The organism is Synechococcus sp. MIT S9220, from assembly GCF_014304815.1.
Taxonomy (GTDB): domain Bacteria; phylum Cyanobacteriota; class Cyanobacteriia; order PCC-6307; family Cyanobiaceae; genus Synechococcus_C.
Window position 1 is genome coordinate 2,287,557 of record NZ_CP047958.1, and the last position, 15,963, is coordinate 2,303,519.

General features: G+C 57.9%; 13 protein-coding genes. 12 read left to right on the forward strand and 1 reads right to left on the reverse strand.

Going from position 1 to position 15,963, the window contains the following annotated elements:
* The first annotated feature begins 10 nt into the window (after nt 1–10).
* The 4 genes from SynMITS9220_RS12595 to SynMITS9220_RS12610 all read left to right on the forward strand — a co-directional run bounded on the left by SynMITS9220_RS12595 (nt 11) and on the right by SynMITS9220_RS12610 (nt 4,424).
* Nucleotides 11–577 carry a cyclic nucleotide-binding domain-containing protein gene (locus SynMITS9220_RS12595; RefSeq protein WP_186989671.1) on the forward strand — a complete coding sequence of 189 codons (567 nt, stop codon included), beginning with the start codon at nt 11–13 and terminating at the stop codon, nt 575–577.
* A gap of 195 nt (nt 578–772) precedes the next feature.
* Nucleotides 773–1,348 carry a cyclic nucleotide-binding domain-containing protein gene (locus SynMITS9220_RS12600; RefSeq protein ID WP_186989673.1) on the forward strand — a complete coding sequence of 192 codons (576 nt, stop codon included), beginning with the start codon at nt 773–775 and terminating at the stop codon, nt 1,346–1,348.
* Between the two features lie 214 nt (nt 1,349–1,562).
* Complete coding sequence (locus tag SynMITS9220_RS12605) at nt 1,563–2,456, forward strand: methylglyoxal synthase (RefSeq protein WP_222930432.1); 894 nt, start codon at nt 1,563–1,565, stop codon at nt 2,454–2,456.
* Between the two features lie 654 nt (nt 2,457–3,110).
* Nucleotides 3,111–4,424: an ATP-dependent 6-phosphofructokinase gene (locus SynMITS9220_RS12610; RefSeq protein WP_222930433.1), complete on the forward strand. Its 1,314-nt coding sequence runs from the start codon at nt 3,111–3,113 to the stop codon at nt 4,422–4,424.
* An 84-nt stretch (nt 4,425–4,508) separates the two neighbouring features.
* Here SynMITS9220_RS12610 and alaS read toward each other — a convergent pair whose 3' ends face one another.
* Nucleotides 4,509–7,202: an alanine--tRNA ligase gene (alaS, locus tag SynMITS9220_RS12615; protein ID WP_186992234.1), complete on the reverse strand. Its 2,694-nt coding sequence runs from the start codon at nt 7,200–7,202 to the stop codon at nt 4,509–4,511.
* A gap of 35 nt (nt 7,203–7,237) precedes the next feature.
* Here alaS and SynMITS9220_RS12620 point away from each other — a divergent pair, with 35 nt between their 5' ends.
* From SynMITS9220_RS12620 to SynMITS9220_RS12655, 8 genes are all read left to right on the forward strand, one after another.
* Complete coding sequence (locus SynMITS9220_RS12620; RefSeq protein WP_186989675.1) at nt 7,238–7,651, forward strand: hypothetical protein; 414 nt, start codon at nt 7,238–7,240, stop codon at nt 7,649–7,651.
* Nucleotides 7,648–10,848: a DEAD/DEAH box helicase gene (locus SynMITS9220_RS12625; RefSeq protein WP_186989677.1), complete on the forward strand. Its 3,201-nt coding sequence runs from the start codon at nt 7,648–7,650 to the stop codon at nt 10,846–10,848. Before SynMITS9220_RS12620 ends, SynMITS9220_RS12625 begins: the two co-directional genes overlap by 4 nt.
* 4 nt (nt 10,849–10,852) lie before the next feature.
* Nucleotides 10,853–11,761 (forward strand): SWIM zinc finger family protein, encoded by a 909-nt coding sequence (locus SynMITS9220_RS12630; RefSeq protein WP_186989679.1) that lies wholly within the window; start codon nt 10,853–10,855, stop codon nt 11,759–11,761.
* The gene (locus tag SynMITS9220_RS12635; protein WP_255483126.1) at nt 11,754–12,218 is read left to right on the forward strand and encodes an MEKHLA domain-containing protein; all 465 of its coding nucleotides are present in this window, start codon (nt 11,754–11,756) and stop codon (nt 12,216–12,218) included. Before SynMITS9220_RS12630 ends, SynMITS9220_RS12635 begins: the two co-directional genes overlap by 8 nt.
* Nucleotides 12,219–12,393: 175 nt before the next feature.
* Nucleotides 12,394–12,807, forward strand: coding sequence for an Hsp20/alpha crystallin family protein (locus tag SynMITS9220_RS12640; RefSeq protein ID WP_186989681.1), 414 nt, complete (start codon nt 12,394–12,396; stop codon nt 12,805–12,807).
* A gap of 155 nt (nt 12,808–12,962) precedes the next feature.
* A complete protein-coding gene (locus SynMITS9220_RS12645) occupies nt 12,963–14,087 on the forward strand; it encodes a TRAP transporter substrate-binding protein (RefSeq protein WP_186989683.1) in 1,125 nt (374 codons plus the stop codon).
* Nucleotides 14,084–14,656 (forward strand): TRAP transporter small permease subunit, encoded by a 573-nt coding sequence (locus SynMITS9220_RS12650; protein WP_186989685.1) that lies wholly within the window; start codon nt 14,084–14,086, stop codon nt 14,654–14,656. Before SynMITS9220_RS12645 ends, SynMITS9220_RS12650 begins: the two co-directional genes overlap by 4 nt.
* Complete coding sequence (locus tag SynMITS9220_RS12655; RefSeq protein WP_186989687.1) at nt 14,653–15,963, forward strand: TRAP transporter large permease subunit; 1,311 nt, start codon at nt 14,653–14,655, stop codon at nt 15,961–15,963. The genes SynMITS9220_RS12650 and SynMITS9220_RS12655 overlap by 4 nt, the downstream gene beginning before the upstream one ends.

The window sequence follows — 15,963 nt, forward strand, 5'->3', positions numbered from 1 at the left end:
CGGTGAAGCCATGTGGGGAGACGAACCTCAGCTGCAGGCCTTTCGAGAACGACTGAAGCTCCTGCTAGTTGCCCACCAGCAGGAGCTCAATCCTGAGAAAGTTTTCGCTGACGAAGGAGACATTCTGTTTCATCAGGGCGAATCAGTGGAGACTTTGATGTTGCTGACTCAGGGGCGTGTCGCAGTTGATATTCATTACGGCGACGAGATCCACACACTGGCAGAAGTTGAGGCTGTGGAATTGCTTGGCGAAGTTGGTTTCTTCGCCAATGGCAAGCACTACGCCGACTTTCGCGTTGTGGAAGGACAGGCAGAACTTCTAACCATTCCAGGCCAGGCACTGCTTCAGGCCATGTTGTTTGACACTGATCTCGTCGTGGAGATGCTGTCACTGGTCAGTGAGCGCTGCCGTCGAGGCAATCAGGTCATCGCCATGCTGCTGAGCGGAATCGAAGCCGTGCATGACGATTCCCAAGAGAAAATTAAACAGGTCTCAACAGAGCTGGGGGGGATCCACTTCTGCATTGCCAAGGCCAGCAGACAGCTGCAGAGGCTGCAGCAGCGGCGCCGAATCTGACGACTCAACAAATCGCGTTGCTGCGCTGCGCCCAAGCAGCTCCCAGGCTCCATCCAGAGCGGCCAGCACCAGCAGGATCAGAGACTCCTCAAAGGAGATAGCCATTGAGCAAAGTCAGAACGTGACGCTATGGAGGGTAGAGATGCCTGTTCTGGCCTGAGCAGTCAGCATGCATGCAGCGGCTCCCGGCCATGCATGAAGAACGAGAACCAACAGCTCACCCAGATTCGTGATCGTCTGCGGATGTTGCTGAGCACCCATCTCTCCACAATCAGCCATCAAACGCTCACAGCAGCTGTGGGTGAGGTGCTGATCCAACAGGACACACCAGCCGTAAGGGTGCTGATTGTGCAAACAGGAGAATTGAAAGTTGAACGCTGTGAACCAGGTGGCACGCCTCAAGTGATCGCCCGAATCGGACCGGATGAACTGGTCGGAGAAATGGCATTGATCGGTGATCAACACCACAGCGCAAGCGTCACGGTGAGTCGCGGACCGGCCGAGATCCTTGTGGTTAAAGCGGATGATCTACTGAAGGCTTCCATCTACGACAGCGATTTGGTGATGGAACTGTTGGCTCTAAGCAGCAACCGCTGCCGCCAAACCAACCGCCATCTGACTTTGATCCTTGAAGCCCTGGGGGCTCTGGATCAAGAGCATTCCTCCGCACTGAATCGGTGCTGCAACGAACTGGAGTACAGCTCTGATCCAGCACTTTCCAACGCAGCCCGACGGTTGAGACGACTGGTGAAGGCACAGGAAACACCATGAGAGCGACCCCATCTCCGCTGAATTTGACACCGTGGTGAGAACTCCTTCTCAGTGGATTCGTCGCCGGAGCCATTCGACAGCTGCAACTACTGCACATCAAAGATCCGAATGGTGATCAGCTTCCTGTAAAAAGAAACACAAGGCGAACGAATACAGCAACCACAGAGCCCATTGAGAGCAACTCCCTTAAGGTCAGACAAAGAGCAGAACCCTTATGGATCGCAACGTCCTGATCGACACCCTGCAAAATGAAGGAAATCTGAAGCATTCGTTCAGCGCCGAAGATATTGAACTGATTGCTCAACACATGTCGATCAAAACATTCGACAAGGACACCATCTTGATGTCCAAAGGAGAGCCTGCCGACTACATGGCATTCCTTGTGAATGGCCGCGTACAGATTCTTGAAGACGAGAGACAGATTGCACTCCTCACGAAAGGTGATTTTCTTGGAGAAAGCCTGTTCTCAGAGCAAGCAACACGCGTGGCAGATGTTCAAGCCATGGAGAAAACAACAGTGGGCCTATTCACAATCCACGATTTCCATGATTTTTTAAAGACCAATCAAAGGCTTGCACTTCAATTCAGGGAAATTTTCAAGGCCATTGAACGCGCCCGAGCCCAGCAGCACGTAGCAGAAACATATATTGATAAACGCAAATACTTGGCACTAATAGCCCATAACAACATGAAGGAAAGTCTGATGGAATTTTGCAGCATTCACACTGAGAAACTGGAGAAATTTCCCCTCATCGCGACTGGCACAACCGGCAGCATGCTGTACAAAAAAACTGGCATGTGCCTGAGCCGCAAGGTAGCTTCAGGTCCTCTGGGTGGAGACCAAGCAGTGGGAACTCTGATTTCCACGCAAAACATTAGCGGCGTGATTTTTTTCAGAGATCCACTCTCTTCTCACCCCCATCACGCTGATATCGAAGCCCTAGGTCGTCTCTGTGATGTCTACCAGATCCCTTTTGCAACAAACCCTCAAAGCGGCGAAGCCATTCTCGACTACCTTCTCTCCGCCAAAGCGAATCGCGAGCTCCTTCCCAATCGTGTTTTGGAAGCCTACGTTCAAGGACAAAAGAAAGTCGTCGAAGCTAGTTAAAATCAACCAATTCAATCAACCCGATAATGTGAACACCGAAGAGAAACCAAACCAAAAAACTTAATTGAGACCGGACAAATCTGAACTAAATTTAACCCTAAATCTTCAACAACCACATCGTCGAGGATTGGGGCTCAAAAATCACCACTCCTTAAAATGGGTGGGTTCAGGATTGCTCCAATCACGGTATATTTCAACCGATCGCTCAACCCCTTCAAGAATTCAACACTGGAAGAACCAAGGCGCAGTTGCAAATCCCTTCCGGTCCTGAACTTGACGACCGATTTCAAGCATCACCTGCATGCGTCCTGGCTTTGTGGAGCGCGGCAACGCATCGGTGCTCACCCACTCTCGAATGTGCATCAACCTCGTTCTTAGCGGGCAATCAGACCAAGGCAGAGCCATTGGGCACCTCCGCGATGCGTGGCTGAGCGGCCTGTGAAGGCAAGCCGAAAAAGGCTGTTCCCATCGCCAAACACGTATCGACCTGCACACGAACCGATTGCATCAACCAATTCAACACGCCTTGATCCAACCCTGACAAAGAAGGACTGACATCACCACTAATACATCAAATGGCGAAAAACGATCCGTCAGGCATTGCTGAGTCGAGAAGCAATTGCCAGATTAGAAGCAACCAGCATTTGAAAACTCGTGGCATACGAAAATGTGCTTAATAACCCGACTACATTCGATTTTCGAATCGAAGAGCTTGGTGAAAGTCAATACTCCAATCCCAGTCGCAATGCTGTATTCGTTGAGAATATGGAGCGCATTATCTTTTCTAGCCAACTCAAAAATCTAAAGCATCAACTGGAAACATGCCCGGAATTGCCCTCATTTGAAAAGGCAGGTGCACGTCGAAAAATTTTTCACGATCCAGAATCAACCCAAGCCGCCATCATCACATGCGGGGGGCTCTGCCCAGGGCTGAATAATGTCATCAAAGGGTTAGTGAATGTTCTCGAGCAGGATTATGGAGTCAAAAACATTCTTGGCATCCGATATGGATACAAAGGACTGACGCAGGCATCAACTCATCCACCAATCCAACTCAATTCTCTAATCGTCGATCAGATCCATAAACAGGGCGGAACCATACTTGGATCATCTAGAGGTAGTCAGGATCCAGAGGAGATAGTGGACATGCTCCAAGCAAGAGGAATCAACCTTCTCTTTTGCATTGGCGGCGATGGAACCTTAAAGGGTGCTCAGGCGATCGCGGAAGCCGCAATTCGTCGCAAGGCAAACATCAGCATTGTCGGCGTGCCTAAGACCATTGACAATGATCTCGGCTTTGTCGAGAAAACCTTCGGCTTTGAAACCTCAGTACAAACAGCCTCTGAAATCATCACATCAGCCCAAAACGAAGCAGAAGGGGCTGAAAACGGCATCGGCATCGTTAAGTTAATGGGTCGAGACTCTGGGTTCATCACTGCCACGGCATCTCTTGCAAACTCTGTGGTTGATTTCTGCCTAATCCCAGAAACCTCTTTTCAATTCGGCGGGCCGGATGGGATCTGCACTGCTATTCAACGAAGGATTGAACAAAAAAACCATGCCGTTGTGGTCGTTGCAGAAGGAGCAGGACAGGAACTTTTTGCTAACAACGAGAAAAAAATGGATGCTTCCGGAAACATCCTCAAAGAGGACATCGGAGAGTTACTCAAAGAAGAGCTGACAGCTCACTTCAAGCAACACAACATGACGATCAACATCAAGTATCTTGACCCGAGCTACCACATCCGAAGCGTTGCAGCCAATGCTTCGGATGCTGTTTTTTGCCAGCTACTTGCCGAATATGCCGTCCATGCAGGAATGAGCGGGAAAACGAATCTTGTCATTGGTTACTGGAACAATTTCTTCACCCACGTCCCTATTCATCTGGCCACAAAAGAAAGGCGAATGGTTGAACTTGATAGCGCTCTATGGCGCGGCGTGATGAGTGCAACCCATCAAGAGAAATAACCCCATCAAAATCACCAACTGGTCATGATGTTGAAAGACAGCTGGGAGAACTATTTGAGACTTGGCTGGCCTAAGCCAGCAATCTCAGCCCCGAGCGTCTGATTGAAGTGTTGCCCCCAACTCCTGCCTTGCCGCGTCCAAGGCTCCATCCAGAGCCGCACCATCACGACCTCCGGCCTGAGCAAGATTCGGGCGGCCACCACCACCGCCACCGCAGCGTTTGGCGATCCCGCCGATGAACTTGCCCGCTTGCTGTCCATTGGCGATCACAGCTTTGCCAAAGGCTGCCACCAGAATCACCTTGCCCTGATCGGCAGGGTCCGGCAGGCCACCGATTACCACGGCTGCCCCCTCACCCAGTTGATCGCTCAGGCTCTGGGCAGCACCTTGCAGACCGCTGCCATCCACACCGTCAAGACGCTCAACCAGCAGCTGAAACTCACCAACAGCAACCGCCTTGGATGCCAGGGCGGCTGATTTAGCAACCGCCAACTCCGCCTGGACAGCCTGCAGCGCCTTACTTGTGGACTTCAACTCGTCCTGAAGAGCGCTCACCCTGTCCACGATCTCGCCGGGCTGGGCTTTGAAGCGCTCTCCCAACTGCTTCACCACAACATCGCGTTCGTTCAGGTAGGCGAGCACGGCTAGCCCCGCTACAGCTTCGATGCGACGGATGCCAGCTGCCACTCCACTTTCACTGACAATCTTGAACAGACCGATCTCAGCAGTGTTGGCCACGTGGGTGCCACCGCAGAGTTCCATCGACACACCAGGTACGTCGACAACGCGCACCACATCGGCGTACTTCTCACCAAACATGGCCACAGCACCAGCAGCCTTGGCCTTGTCGATCGCCATCTCCTGCACCTGGAGCTCATGGGCATCGGCGATCCAGCTGTTGATCAGAACCTCAATACGCTCCAGCTCCTCGGAGCTCACAGCCCGCGGGCAATGGAAGTCGAAACGCAAACGATCGAAGTTCACCAGCGATCCGGCCTGGCCAATGCCTGGATCCACCACCTGTTTTAAGGCCGATTGCAACAGATGCGTCGCGGTGTGATTCGCCTGGGCACGGCGACGGCAAGTCCGGTCGACACGACCCTGCACTACATCGCCGACGGCCAGTATTCCGCGCTCAACCCGGCCGCTGTGCACGAACACGCTGCGGTTCCTGCTCACCGATTCCACACTGACAATCAGGCCATCGCCGTCATGGCCTTCACCCGCCAGGGTGCCGCGATCACCCACCTGGCCGCCCCCCTCCCCATAGAAGGGAGTGGTATCAAGCACCACCTGCACAACATCACCGGCAACGGCTTGCTGAGCGGGGTCACCATTCACCACAAGAGCCTGCACACTGCTGCTCTGCTCAAGCTGCTCATAACCACGGAAATCGGTTCCATCAATCCCTGAGGCCACCTGATCAATGGCGTCCTGAAGCGTGAGGTCAATGCTCACGGCAGCGGCTTTGGCACGCTGACGCTGTTGCTCCATCGCCAGTTCAAATCCGGCCAGATCAACGGCTAGACCATGCTCTTCAGCGATTTCCTGCGTGAGCTCGAGTGGAAAGCCATAGGTGTCATACAGCTCAAAAGCCTGCGCACCGCCGATCTGTTTCGGCTGGGCCGCCAGCACATCCGCCAACAGCTTCTCTCCCCGTTCCAGGGTCTCTAGGAACCGGGCTTCCTCACGTTGCAGCTCCGCCAGGATCACCTCCTTGCGCTCCACCAACTGAGGATGCACCGCCTGCATCAGCGCAATGGCCGCCTCACCCATGGTCTTGAGAAACGGTTGATCGATGCCCAGGAGACGTCCATGCCGCACCACCCGACGCAGCAAGCGACGCAGGATGTAGCCACGGCCCAAATTGCTTGCCGTGACGCCATCGCTGATCAACTGCGTCACGGCTCGACTGTGATCGCCGATCACCTTGAGTGAGGTTTTGCCCTTGTCGTCGAGCTGGCGGTAGTCGACACCAGCTAAATCAGCTACTGCTTCAATCAGCGGAAAAATCAGATCGGTTTCATAGTTATTAGGAACCTTCTGCAGGATCTGAGCCATGCGCTCCAGACCCATCCCCGTGTCGATGTTGCGATTCGCTAGCGGTGTGAGCGTGCCCTCCGCATCGCGATTCGACTGCATAAACACCAAGTTGTAGAACTCGATAAAACGATCGTCGTCTTCAAGATCGATTCCTTCATCACCGAGTTCGGGCTTGAAGTCGTAATAAATCTCCGAGCAAGGACCACAGGGTCCTGTTGGACCTGAGGCCCAGAAGTTATCGGCTTCATCCATGCGGATGATGCGCTTCGGATTGACACCAACAACATCACGCCAGATCTGCTCAGCTTCATCGTCTTCCCGGAAGACGCTCACCACCAAATTCTTGGGATCCAAGCCATAGACGACCGTGCTCAGCTCCCAGGCCCACTCAATCGCCTGCTGCTTGAAGTAATCCCCAAAAGAGAAGTTGCCCAGCATCTCGAAGAAGGTGTGGTGCCGGGCAGTGCGACCCACGTTTTCGATGTCGTTGGTGCGAATGCACTTTTGGCTGCTGGTCGCACAAGGGGCAGGCCGTTGCTGCTGACCGAGAAAGATCGGCTTGAACGGCAACATTCCCGCGATCGTGAGCAGAACCGTGGGGTCCTCAGGCACGAGTGAGGCACTGGGCATCCGCCTGTGACCACGCTGCTCATAAAACGCGAGGAACGCTTCCCGGATCTCCGCACCAGTGCGGGGACCAGCTGCCTCGTTTCGCGACGATCGTGCAACAGCCATGGCGGGTTCGGGCTTGAACAGCAGGTCCTCCAGCCATGATCGCATTTGAGCTGCCACCGACGTTGGCCGATAGCACCGACGAGCAGAGTCGCGCAGCGTTGAGACTGCGCTCCCTGGGCTGGGCCCTGATCGCAGGTCTAGCGGCAGGGCTGCTCAGCCTGCCCTTCGGTGTGGATCAGGCGGTGCGATCCACCGGTTGTGGACTGTTCTACGGACTGCTGGCCTTCCATCTTTTTCGTGTGGATCCGGAGGACTCTCATCTGCAGGCTGGGCTCGTCGGAGCGGTCTGCGGGATCCGCAGTTTGGGAATGTGCCTGCCCTCCCCTTGGGCAGATGCTGATTCCCTGGCATCATTAGTGAAGGATCTCGTGATGGGGTGGCTGCCACTGATCGGCAGTTCGCTCCTGCTACACGGAACCCAACGCATGTTGTCTGCGTCGCGGCCATGAGCCTGCTGCACGCCACCTGGCTTCCGGCCATTCGTACTCCCAGCAGCTCCGGTCGAGCTGCTCTGCTGGTGTGGGCTGACACCTGGCGTGTGGCCGAGCCGATGGGACCGGGCGCCACCCCCGCCATTCATCCCTTCACCCTCAGCCCTGAGGAACTTCGGTCCTTGCTCACGGAGCGTGACCTACTCCCAGACGGAATCATTGACGCAACGGCCTGCCTGACCCTGCCCAGTCGCAGTGTTAAAGCGAAACGCAAGCGCTCAGCAGCCACAGAGACAGCCTCCGAGGACGACCCACCGTGGTGCGGTCTGCCGCTGCAGGCCGGTGAACCGATTCCGAAGACCACCGAATGGTGGCCCTGGCAGGTGCAGGGCCTGGCCATCGAACCAATGGCTGCAACTGAGTGGCTGGCCAAGCTGCCGCTTTCCGGTCGTCATCCGGATCTAGCCGATGAACTGCGCTGGTGGAGCCACATGCAGCGCTGGGCCCTGAGCCTGGTGGCACGAGGCCGCTGGCTGCCCCAGGTGGAGCTGAGCAAGGGCGAGGGCTATCCCCACCGAGCCCGCTGGGTGCCACTGCTCAATCGGGAGGAAGACCGGCGCCGGCTGGAGGATCTGGCGGCAGGACTCCCCCTGGTTGCCACCTGTGCCCTGCCCTGGCGCGAACCAACCGGAAAACGCAGCAACCGCATGACCCGGTTGCGACCGGAGGCGATGCGAGCCGCCAATCCCGTGGCCTGTTGTCGACCCCGCAGCGGCCGGCTGCGGGTAGCCACCCTGCTGGAAGACCTACTGGATGCCCAGCTGCGCAAAGGCTTCAGCCCTGATCAAGAAGGCCTGGACCCACTGCTCTGCGCCTGGGAAGAGGCTCTCAGCTCTGAAACCGGCGTGATCAACCTCAATGATGAGGATGCCGAGCGTTTAGCCACCGCCAGCCATCACTGGCGAGAGGGCGTGGCCGGCAATGTTGCTGCGGCACGGGCCTGCCTCGAACTGGCTACACCGGCTGAGGGTGAAGAACTCTGGCCCCTGCGCTTCTTCCTGCAGGCGGAGTCGGACCCCACACTGAAGCTGCCGGCCAGTGCCGCATGGGCTGCAGGCCCCAAGGGTCTTCAGCTGGGAGAGATTCCCGTGGAGCATCCCAGCGAAGTGCTCCTGGAGGGCATGGGCCGAGCCTTGACGGTGTTCGAACCGATCGAGCGAGGCCTCGAAAGCGCCACACCGGAGGCGATGCAGCTCACCCCTGCCGAAGCCTTCGTGCTGGTGCGCACGGCCGCACGTCAACTGCGCGATGTGGGTGTGGGCGTCGACCTGCCTCCGAGCCTGTCCGGCGGGCTGGCCAGCCGACTGGGACTGGCGATCAAAGCGGAACTGCCCGAGCGGTCCCGCGGCTTCACCCTGGGCGAGAGCCTCGACTGGAGCTGGGAGCTGATGATCGGCGGCGTCACGCTTACCCTGCGCGAACTGGAACGCCTGAGTGGCAAACGCAGCCCGCTGGTGCGTCACAAGGGAGCCTGGATCGAACTGCGGCCCAATGACCTCAAGAACGCTGAACGCTTCTGTGGCGCCAATCCAGAGCTCAGCCTGGACGATGCCCTGCGACTGACAGCCACCGAGGGCGACACGCTGATGCGCCTACCCGTGCATGCCTTCGATGCTGGCCCCCGGCTTCAGGGTGTCCTTGAGCAGTACCACCAGCAGAAATCACCGGATCCACTGCCCGCACCTGAAGGATTCTGCGGACAACTGCGGCCTTATCAGGAGCGTGGGCTGGGCTGGCTCGCCTTCCTGCACCGTTTCGACCAGGGTGCCTGCCTGGCCGATGACATGGGCCTGGGCAAAACGATCCAACTGCTGGCGTTTCTGCAACACCTCAAGGTGGAACAGGAACTGAAGAAGCCCGTACTGCTGGTGGCCCCGACATCGGTGCTGACCAACTGGAAACGGGAGGCCGCAGCCTTCACGCCTGAGCTCAACGTGCATGAGCACTACGGCCCCAAACGGCCCACAACTCTGGCTGCTCTCAAAAAGACTCTCAAAGATGTCGACCTGGTTCTCACCAGTTACGGACTGGTGCAACGGGACATCGAGCTGCTGGAGAGCTTCGACTGGCAAGGAACAGTGATCGATGAGGCTCAGGCCATCAAGAACCCGTCGGCCAAACAGAGCCAGGCCACGCGCGATCTGGCCCGCACCCGCAAGGGCACCCGCTTTCGCATCGCCCTCACCGGTACGCCGGTGGAGAACAGGGTGAGTGAGTTGTGGGCCCTGATGGATTTCCTCAACCCCAGGGTTCTGGGTGAGGAGGAATTTTTCCGCCAGCGCTATCGCATGCCGATCGAACGCTACGGCGACATGTCGTCACTGCGTGACCTCAAGTCGCGGGTGGGACCCTTCATCCTCAGGCGCTTGAAGACCGACAAGGCGATCATCTCTGATCTGCCGGAGAAAGTGGAACTGAGCGAATGGGTCGGGCTGAGCAAGGAACAGAAATCGCTCTATGCCAAAACCGTCGAGGACACCCTCGATGCCATTGCCCGTGCTCCGCGGGGCAAACGCCACGGACAGGTGCTGGGACTACTGACCCGCCTGAAACAGATCTGCAACCATCCCGCCCTTGCGCTGAAGGAGAAGGACGCCAGTGAGGATTTCCTGCAACGTTCCGCGAAGCTGCAACGGCTCGAAGAGATCCTCGAAGAAGTGGTCGAGGCCGGCGACCGCGCTCTGCTCTTCACCCAGTTCGCGGAATGGGGAACATTGCTGAGGGAGTATCTGCAACGCCGCTGGCGCAGCGAAGTGCCCTTCCTTTGCGGCAGCACCAGCAAGACGGAGCGACAGGCCATGGTCGATCGTTTTCAGGAAGATCCCCGCGGACCACAACTGTTCCTGCTCTCACTCAAGGCCGGTGGCGTGGGCCTGAACCTCACCCGGGCCAGCCATGTGTTCCACATCGATCGATGGTGGAACCCAGCGGTGGAAAACCAAGCCACAGACAGGGCTTATCGGATCGGACAAACCAACCGCGTGATGGTGCACAAGTTCATCACCAGCGGCTCGGTGGAAGAAAAGATTGACCGGATGATCCGCGAGAAGTCCAGACTGGCGGAAGACATCGTGGGCTCCGGGGAGGAATGGCTCGGAGGACTCGAAATGGGCCAGCTCAAGGAGCTGGTGAGCCTGGAAGACAATCCCTCCTGACGCGATGACCATCACCCCCAACAGCAGCGGCATCAACACCTCACTGAGTGACGAGGGACTCGGGCAGCAACCCTGGTGGGTTGAACAGTGGATGGAGCTGATCAACTCCTACCGCTTCAAAAAACGCCTCGAACGGGCCTGGACCTACGCCCGTGAAGGACACGTGACATCGATTCGCTTTGAAGGGCGACGCGTGCATGCCCGTGTTCAGGGAACCGATGAAGACCCCTACAAAGTGAAGCTCTGGCTTGATGTGCTGAGCGATGAGGACTGGGGCTTCGTGCTGGAAGCCCTGACGCAAAAGGCCCGCTGGTCGGCACAGCTCCTGGCCGGAATCATGCCGGCCGACATCGAACGAGCCTTTGCGGCCAGTGGCCGCCGGCTCTTCCCCTTCAAGCTGCAGGAGGTGCGCAGTGAATGCAGCTGTCCGGATAAAGCCAATCCCTGCAAGCACATCAGTGCGGTGTACTTCCTGATGGGAGAACGCTTCAGTGAAGACCCCTTCGTGCTGTTTCAGCTGAGGGGGCGCACGCGCACGAAGCTGCTGGAAAACCTGGCAGAACACCGACTCAAGGCCCTGCAGGCCAGGGCCGATCAGGCCAAAGCTGAAAGCAAATCCATGCCACCCGCGGATGGCGGCGAGTCCAACCCGGACGACACCATCACGCCGCCGCATCCAGCGGTGCTGGACCCCACGCTCTGGTGGCGTTACGAAGCCAACCTCGATGGTGATCTGGTGGTGATCACCCCCGCGATGGAAGGAGATACAGGCCTTGATGCAGCCGGCGATCTTCCCCTGGCTGAGGAGCCACGCTTCCCCGAATCCAGACCTCGCTTTCTGCAGCACCTACGTGATCAGGGTCAGGCCCTGGCACAGCGGGCCATGCTGGAAGCCATGGCGGCCGGTGGCTGAATCAGCGCCCTGGCAGACGCCGGAGTCGCAGTGCCTGATCTCCAGACTGATGCTGTCTCACCAACGGGCCTTCAAGCGACCACTGCTTGACTTGGACTGTGGAGACCCTGCAACGGACCTGTTCAGCAGCGAGATGGCGGTTCTCGCCCACGACAACAGCCATGATCCACGCCTGATTTATGCCAATGCCATCGCTCTGCGTCTGTGGGAGCGGTCTTGGCAAGAGATGATCGGCATGCCCTCCCGCTGCACCGCGGAGGAAGCGGCACGTGAGCAACGCGCTTCCGCCCTGCAACGCGCGCAAAACCAAGACGCTTTCGAGGGCTATAGCGGCGTGCGGGTGTCACGAACCGGTCAACGATTCATGATCAACAACGCAAGAATCTGGACCCTCTGGGACGACAAAGGCCACAACTGCGGGCAGGCGGCAGCGTTCTCAAGCTGGTCCTGGCTATGAGCGACATGCGCTAATGTTCGGTTGTCGCGAAAGAGATGTCGTAACAACCGAATCCGGTGGTCTAGACCGAACAGAATCGGACGGTTCTCCCCCTGCTCAGAGTCAATCAGAGCGCACATATTGGCGTTGTGGGTGATGTCAACACCCCATCAACATCACTCTTCAGGAGTTACCCATGATCACCCTTCGTCAGTCACCGTTTGATCTGTTCGAGCGTCTCGACCAGCAGCTTTCACAGGTCGAACGTGTACCAGCCGCCGAAATTCACGAAACCGAAGATCACTACTCCATTCGCCTGGAACTCCCCGGCGTGGCTCACGACAGCATCGACGTCAAAGCCAGCGATCGCAGTCTCAGCGTCAGCGCTGAGCGTTTGAACCCTCAGGCCAATGCAGCCGATGAGGCCGAAGCATCGACCAACAACACCTTGCTCAGCGAGTTTCGCTACGGCAACTGGAGCCGCAACTTTCGCTTCGCCCATTCTCTCGACCGCGACGCTCTTCGAGCCAGCTACCGCGACGGCATCCTCACGATCGAGGCGCCCAAAACCGATAACCGCACCACCGTGTCGGTGAAGGTCGAAAGCTGATGACAACGCATTGAGCCTCAACCAAAAGAGAACGGTTCAGCCCTCTGCCAATGCAGGGGGCTTTTTTTGATTGCGAAACCAGGATCAAACCGGGGGCGATCGATAATCTTGCCCAGACAGCGTCGTCTACCAGGCGACCAAACCAGGAGCACGTGATGCAACGTCGGCAGCTGCTCCGGACCAGTGGGCAAGCGCTAGCCGCTGCAGCCGGAGCCGGAGCACTGAGCGCCTGCACGATTCGTCGTGCTGAAAACGGTGGCAGCAGCAGCCTTCCCCAGGTGCGCTGGCGGATGGCAACAAGCTGGCCGGTTTCACTCGACACCATTTACGGAGGTGCCGAAACCATCTGTGAACAGGTGAAGGCGATGAGTGGCGGAGGGTTCACGATCGAACCGTTTGCCGCCGGTGAAATTGTTCCCGGACTTGAAGTGCTGGATGCCGTGCAAGCCGGCTCCGTGGAATGCGGCCATACGGCCAGCTACTACTACGTGGGCAAGAATCCCGCGTTCGCCTTCGGCACTGCCGTGCCATTCGGGCTCACGGCCCAGCAACAGAATGCCTGGCTCTATCAGGGAGGCGGCAATGAAGCGATGGACGCCTTGTTCGCCGACTTCGGAGCCAAGAGCTTCCCAGCCGGCAACACCGGCGGCCAGCTGGGCGGCTGGTTCAAGCGACCTGTCGACAACCTGGCATCCCTCAAGGGTTTGAAGATGCGCATCCCAGGACTGGGAGGCAAGGTGATGGCCAGCCTGGGGGTGAATGTTCAAGTCTTGCCAGGCGGCGAGATCTATCTGGCACTGGAACGGGGAGCGATCGACGCAGCGGAGTTCACCGGCCCCTACGACGACGAAAAACTCGGACTCCCCAAAGCAGCGAAGTACTACTACTACCCAGGCTGGTGGGAACCAGGGCCAAGCCTGACCGCGCTGGTCAACCGCACGGCCTGGGAGAAATTGCCGGAGGAGTATCAGGCCATGTTCAGCACAGCCTGTTACCAGGCGAATCTGGGCATGCTCAGCAAGTACGAACAACGCAACAGCGAGGCGCTGCTGAGGCTGCGGCGACAGGGAATCAAACTTGAGGCCTACAGCAACGACATTCTCGAAGCAGCCAAGGAAGCCACCAACGTGTTGTTTGCAGATCTGGCGGCTGACGATGCCGGCTTCCGAGATTTACTGGAACGCTGGCGGCTGTTCCAGAAAGAAACGCTGAACTGGAATCGCATCAACGAGCTGCCGCTGGCGAAGTTCAACACCAGGGCCGAGGGAGGTGAAGGATGAGCGAACCTCTCTCCGGAATGGTGCGCCTATTCGATCGCCTCAACGCCGCGGCCGCCTGGCTGGCGCGCTGGTCCGTGCTGCTAATGCTGGCCATCGGAATCTGGAACGTTGTTGGCCGCTATTTGGGCTCTGCCATCGGGATCAATCTCAGCTCCAACGGGCTGATCGAGGCCCAGTGGTATCTCTTCGATCTGATCTTTCTGCTAGGCCTCGGCTGGACCCTACAGAAACAGGGCCACGTGCGTGTGGATGTGCTGCAGAGCCGCTGGTCACCACGCCGCCGCAACCGTCAGGAGCTCAACAGCATCCTGCTGCTCTTGCTGCCCTTCGCCTTCGGAGTGATGGCGATCTCCATTGCACCAGCGCTGCGCTCCTGGAGCATTGCCGAGATGTCGCCCGATCCAGGCGGACTGCCACGCACCTGGGTGAAATCGCTCATACCAATTGGCTTTCTGTTGTTAGGGCTGCAGGGAATCGCGGAAGCACTACGGCTGCGGCTGGCCCTCAGCAACCCCGAGGCCACCCAAGCTGCCGATGAGCAGCACCAAGAGGGAGGCACCACGCTGTGATCGAAATCGAAGCCCTGGGCTGGGTGATCAGCTTTGACCCCTCGGCAGTGCTAGCTCCCGGAATGTTTTTGGCGCTGATCGTGGCGCTTCTGAGCGGATTTCCCGTCGCCTTCTGTCTTGGTGGGATTGGGGTGATCTTTGCCCTGCTGGGCATGCTCAGCGGAGAAATCGAACCGCAGTTCGTCACCGCCCTACCCCAGAGAATCTTGGGGATCATGGCCAACTTCACCCTTTTGGCCATCCCCGCTTTTGTGTTCATGGGTTCGATGCTGGAGAGCTCCGGCATCGCCGAACGGCTTCTGGAAACCATGGGCCGGCTGCTGGGACGCCTGCGCGGCGGCCTGGCGTTGGCCGTCGTTCTTGTCGGTTCACTTCTTGCGGCGACAACCGGCGTAGTGGCAGCGACCGTGACCACCATGGGGCTGATCTCCTTGCCGGCCATGCTGCGGGCGGGATACGACAAAAGCCTCGCCACAGGTGTGATTGTGGCGTCGGGCACGCTCGGGCAGATCATCCCCCCCAGCATTGTCCTAGTGGTGCTGGGTGATCAGCTGGGCATTTCAGTCGGCGATCTCTTCATCGGAGCACTGTTACCGGGCCTGTTGATGTCGGCCGTGTTCGCCATCTACGTGCTGTTGATCAGTGCACTCAAGCCGGAACTGGCACCCGAACTCAAACCCGAGCTCACCGGCTCAAGCCATCCTCTGCAATTGGTGCAGTCGGTGTTGCCACCGATCGCTCTGATCGTGGCGGTGCTCGGCAGCATCTTCTTCGGCATTGCAACGCCCACGGAAGCGGGCGTGATCGGAGCAATCGGCGCCATGGTGATGGCCATCCTGATGGGATCCACCGCCTTCAGCCTCGTGTTCCGCGGCGTGGGCGGCGATCAGCTGATTTCCGAACTGCTGCTCAACCTGCCGGGAGGGCGAGTGGGTTTCCTGGTGTTCAGCATGCTGATCATCTTCTTGCTGGGCTTTTTCATCGATTTCTTCGAAATCGCTTTCATCGCCGTGCCGCTGTTGCTTCCTGCCGCACGCCAGCTGCTGGGGCCCGAAGCGATGGTGTGGTTTGGCGTGATCATTGGCGCCAACCTGCAGACCTCCTTCCTCACACCGCCCTTCGGCTTTGCGCTGTTCTATCTGCGCGGCGTGGCTCCCGATGAAGTGAGCACGCGCGATATTTATCGGGGCGCCCTGCCGTTTGTGGGTCTGCAGGTTGCGGTTCTGGCCCTGATCATCGCGGTGCCCGGGCTGGTGGACTGGTTACCCCGCCTGGCTGGAGCCCTCAGCCCGGGTCCGATGACCTGA

Coding starts and splice junctions, on each gene's coding strand:
- SynMITS9220_RS12595 (WP_186989671.1), top strand. CDS start 11: ATGTGGGGAGACGAACCTCAGCTGCAGGCCTTTCGAGAACGACTGAAG.
- SynMITS9220_RS12600 (WP_186989673.1), top strand. CDS start 773: ATGAAGAACGAGAACCAACAGCTCACCCAGATTCGTGATCGTCTGCGG.
- SynMITS9220_RS12605 (WP_222930432.1), top strand. CDS start 1,563: ATGGATCGCAACGTCCTGATCGACACCCTGCAAAATGAAGGAAATCTG.
- alaS (WP_186992234.1), bottom strand. CDS start 7,202: ATGGCTGTTGCACGATCGTCGCGAAACGAGGCAGCTGGTCCCCGCACT.
- SynMITS9220_RS12620 (WP_186989675.1), top strand. CDS start 7,238: ATGATCGCATTTGAGCTGCCACCGACGTTGGCCGATAGCACCGACGAG.
- SynMITS9220_RS12625 (WP_186989677.1), top strand. CDS start 7,648: ATGAGCCTGCTGCACGCCACCTGGCTTCCGGCCATTCGTACTCCCAGC.
- SynMITS9220_RS12630 (WP_186989679.1), top strand. CDS start 10,853: ATGACCATCACCCCCAACAGCAGCGGCATCAACACCTCACTGAGTGAC.
- SynMITS9220_RS12640 (WP_186989681.1), top strand. CDS start 12,394: ATGATCACCCTTCGTCAGTCACCGTTTGATCTGTTCGAGCGTCTCGAC.
- SynMITS9220_RS12645 (WP_186989683.1), top strand. CDS start 12,963: ATGCAACGTCGGCAGCTGCTCCGGACCAGTGGGCAAGCGCTAGCCGCT.
- SynMITS9220_RS12650 (WP_186989685.1), top strand. CDS start 14,084: ATGAGCGAACCTCTCTCCGGAATGGTGCGCCTATTCGATCGCCTCAAC.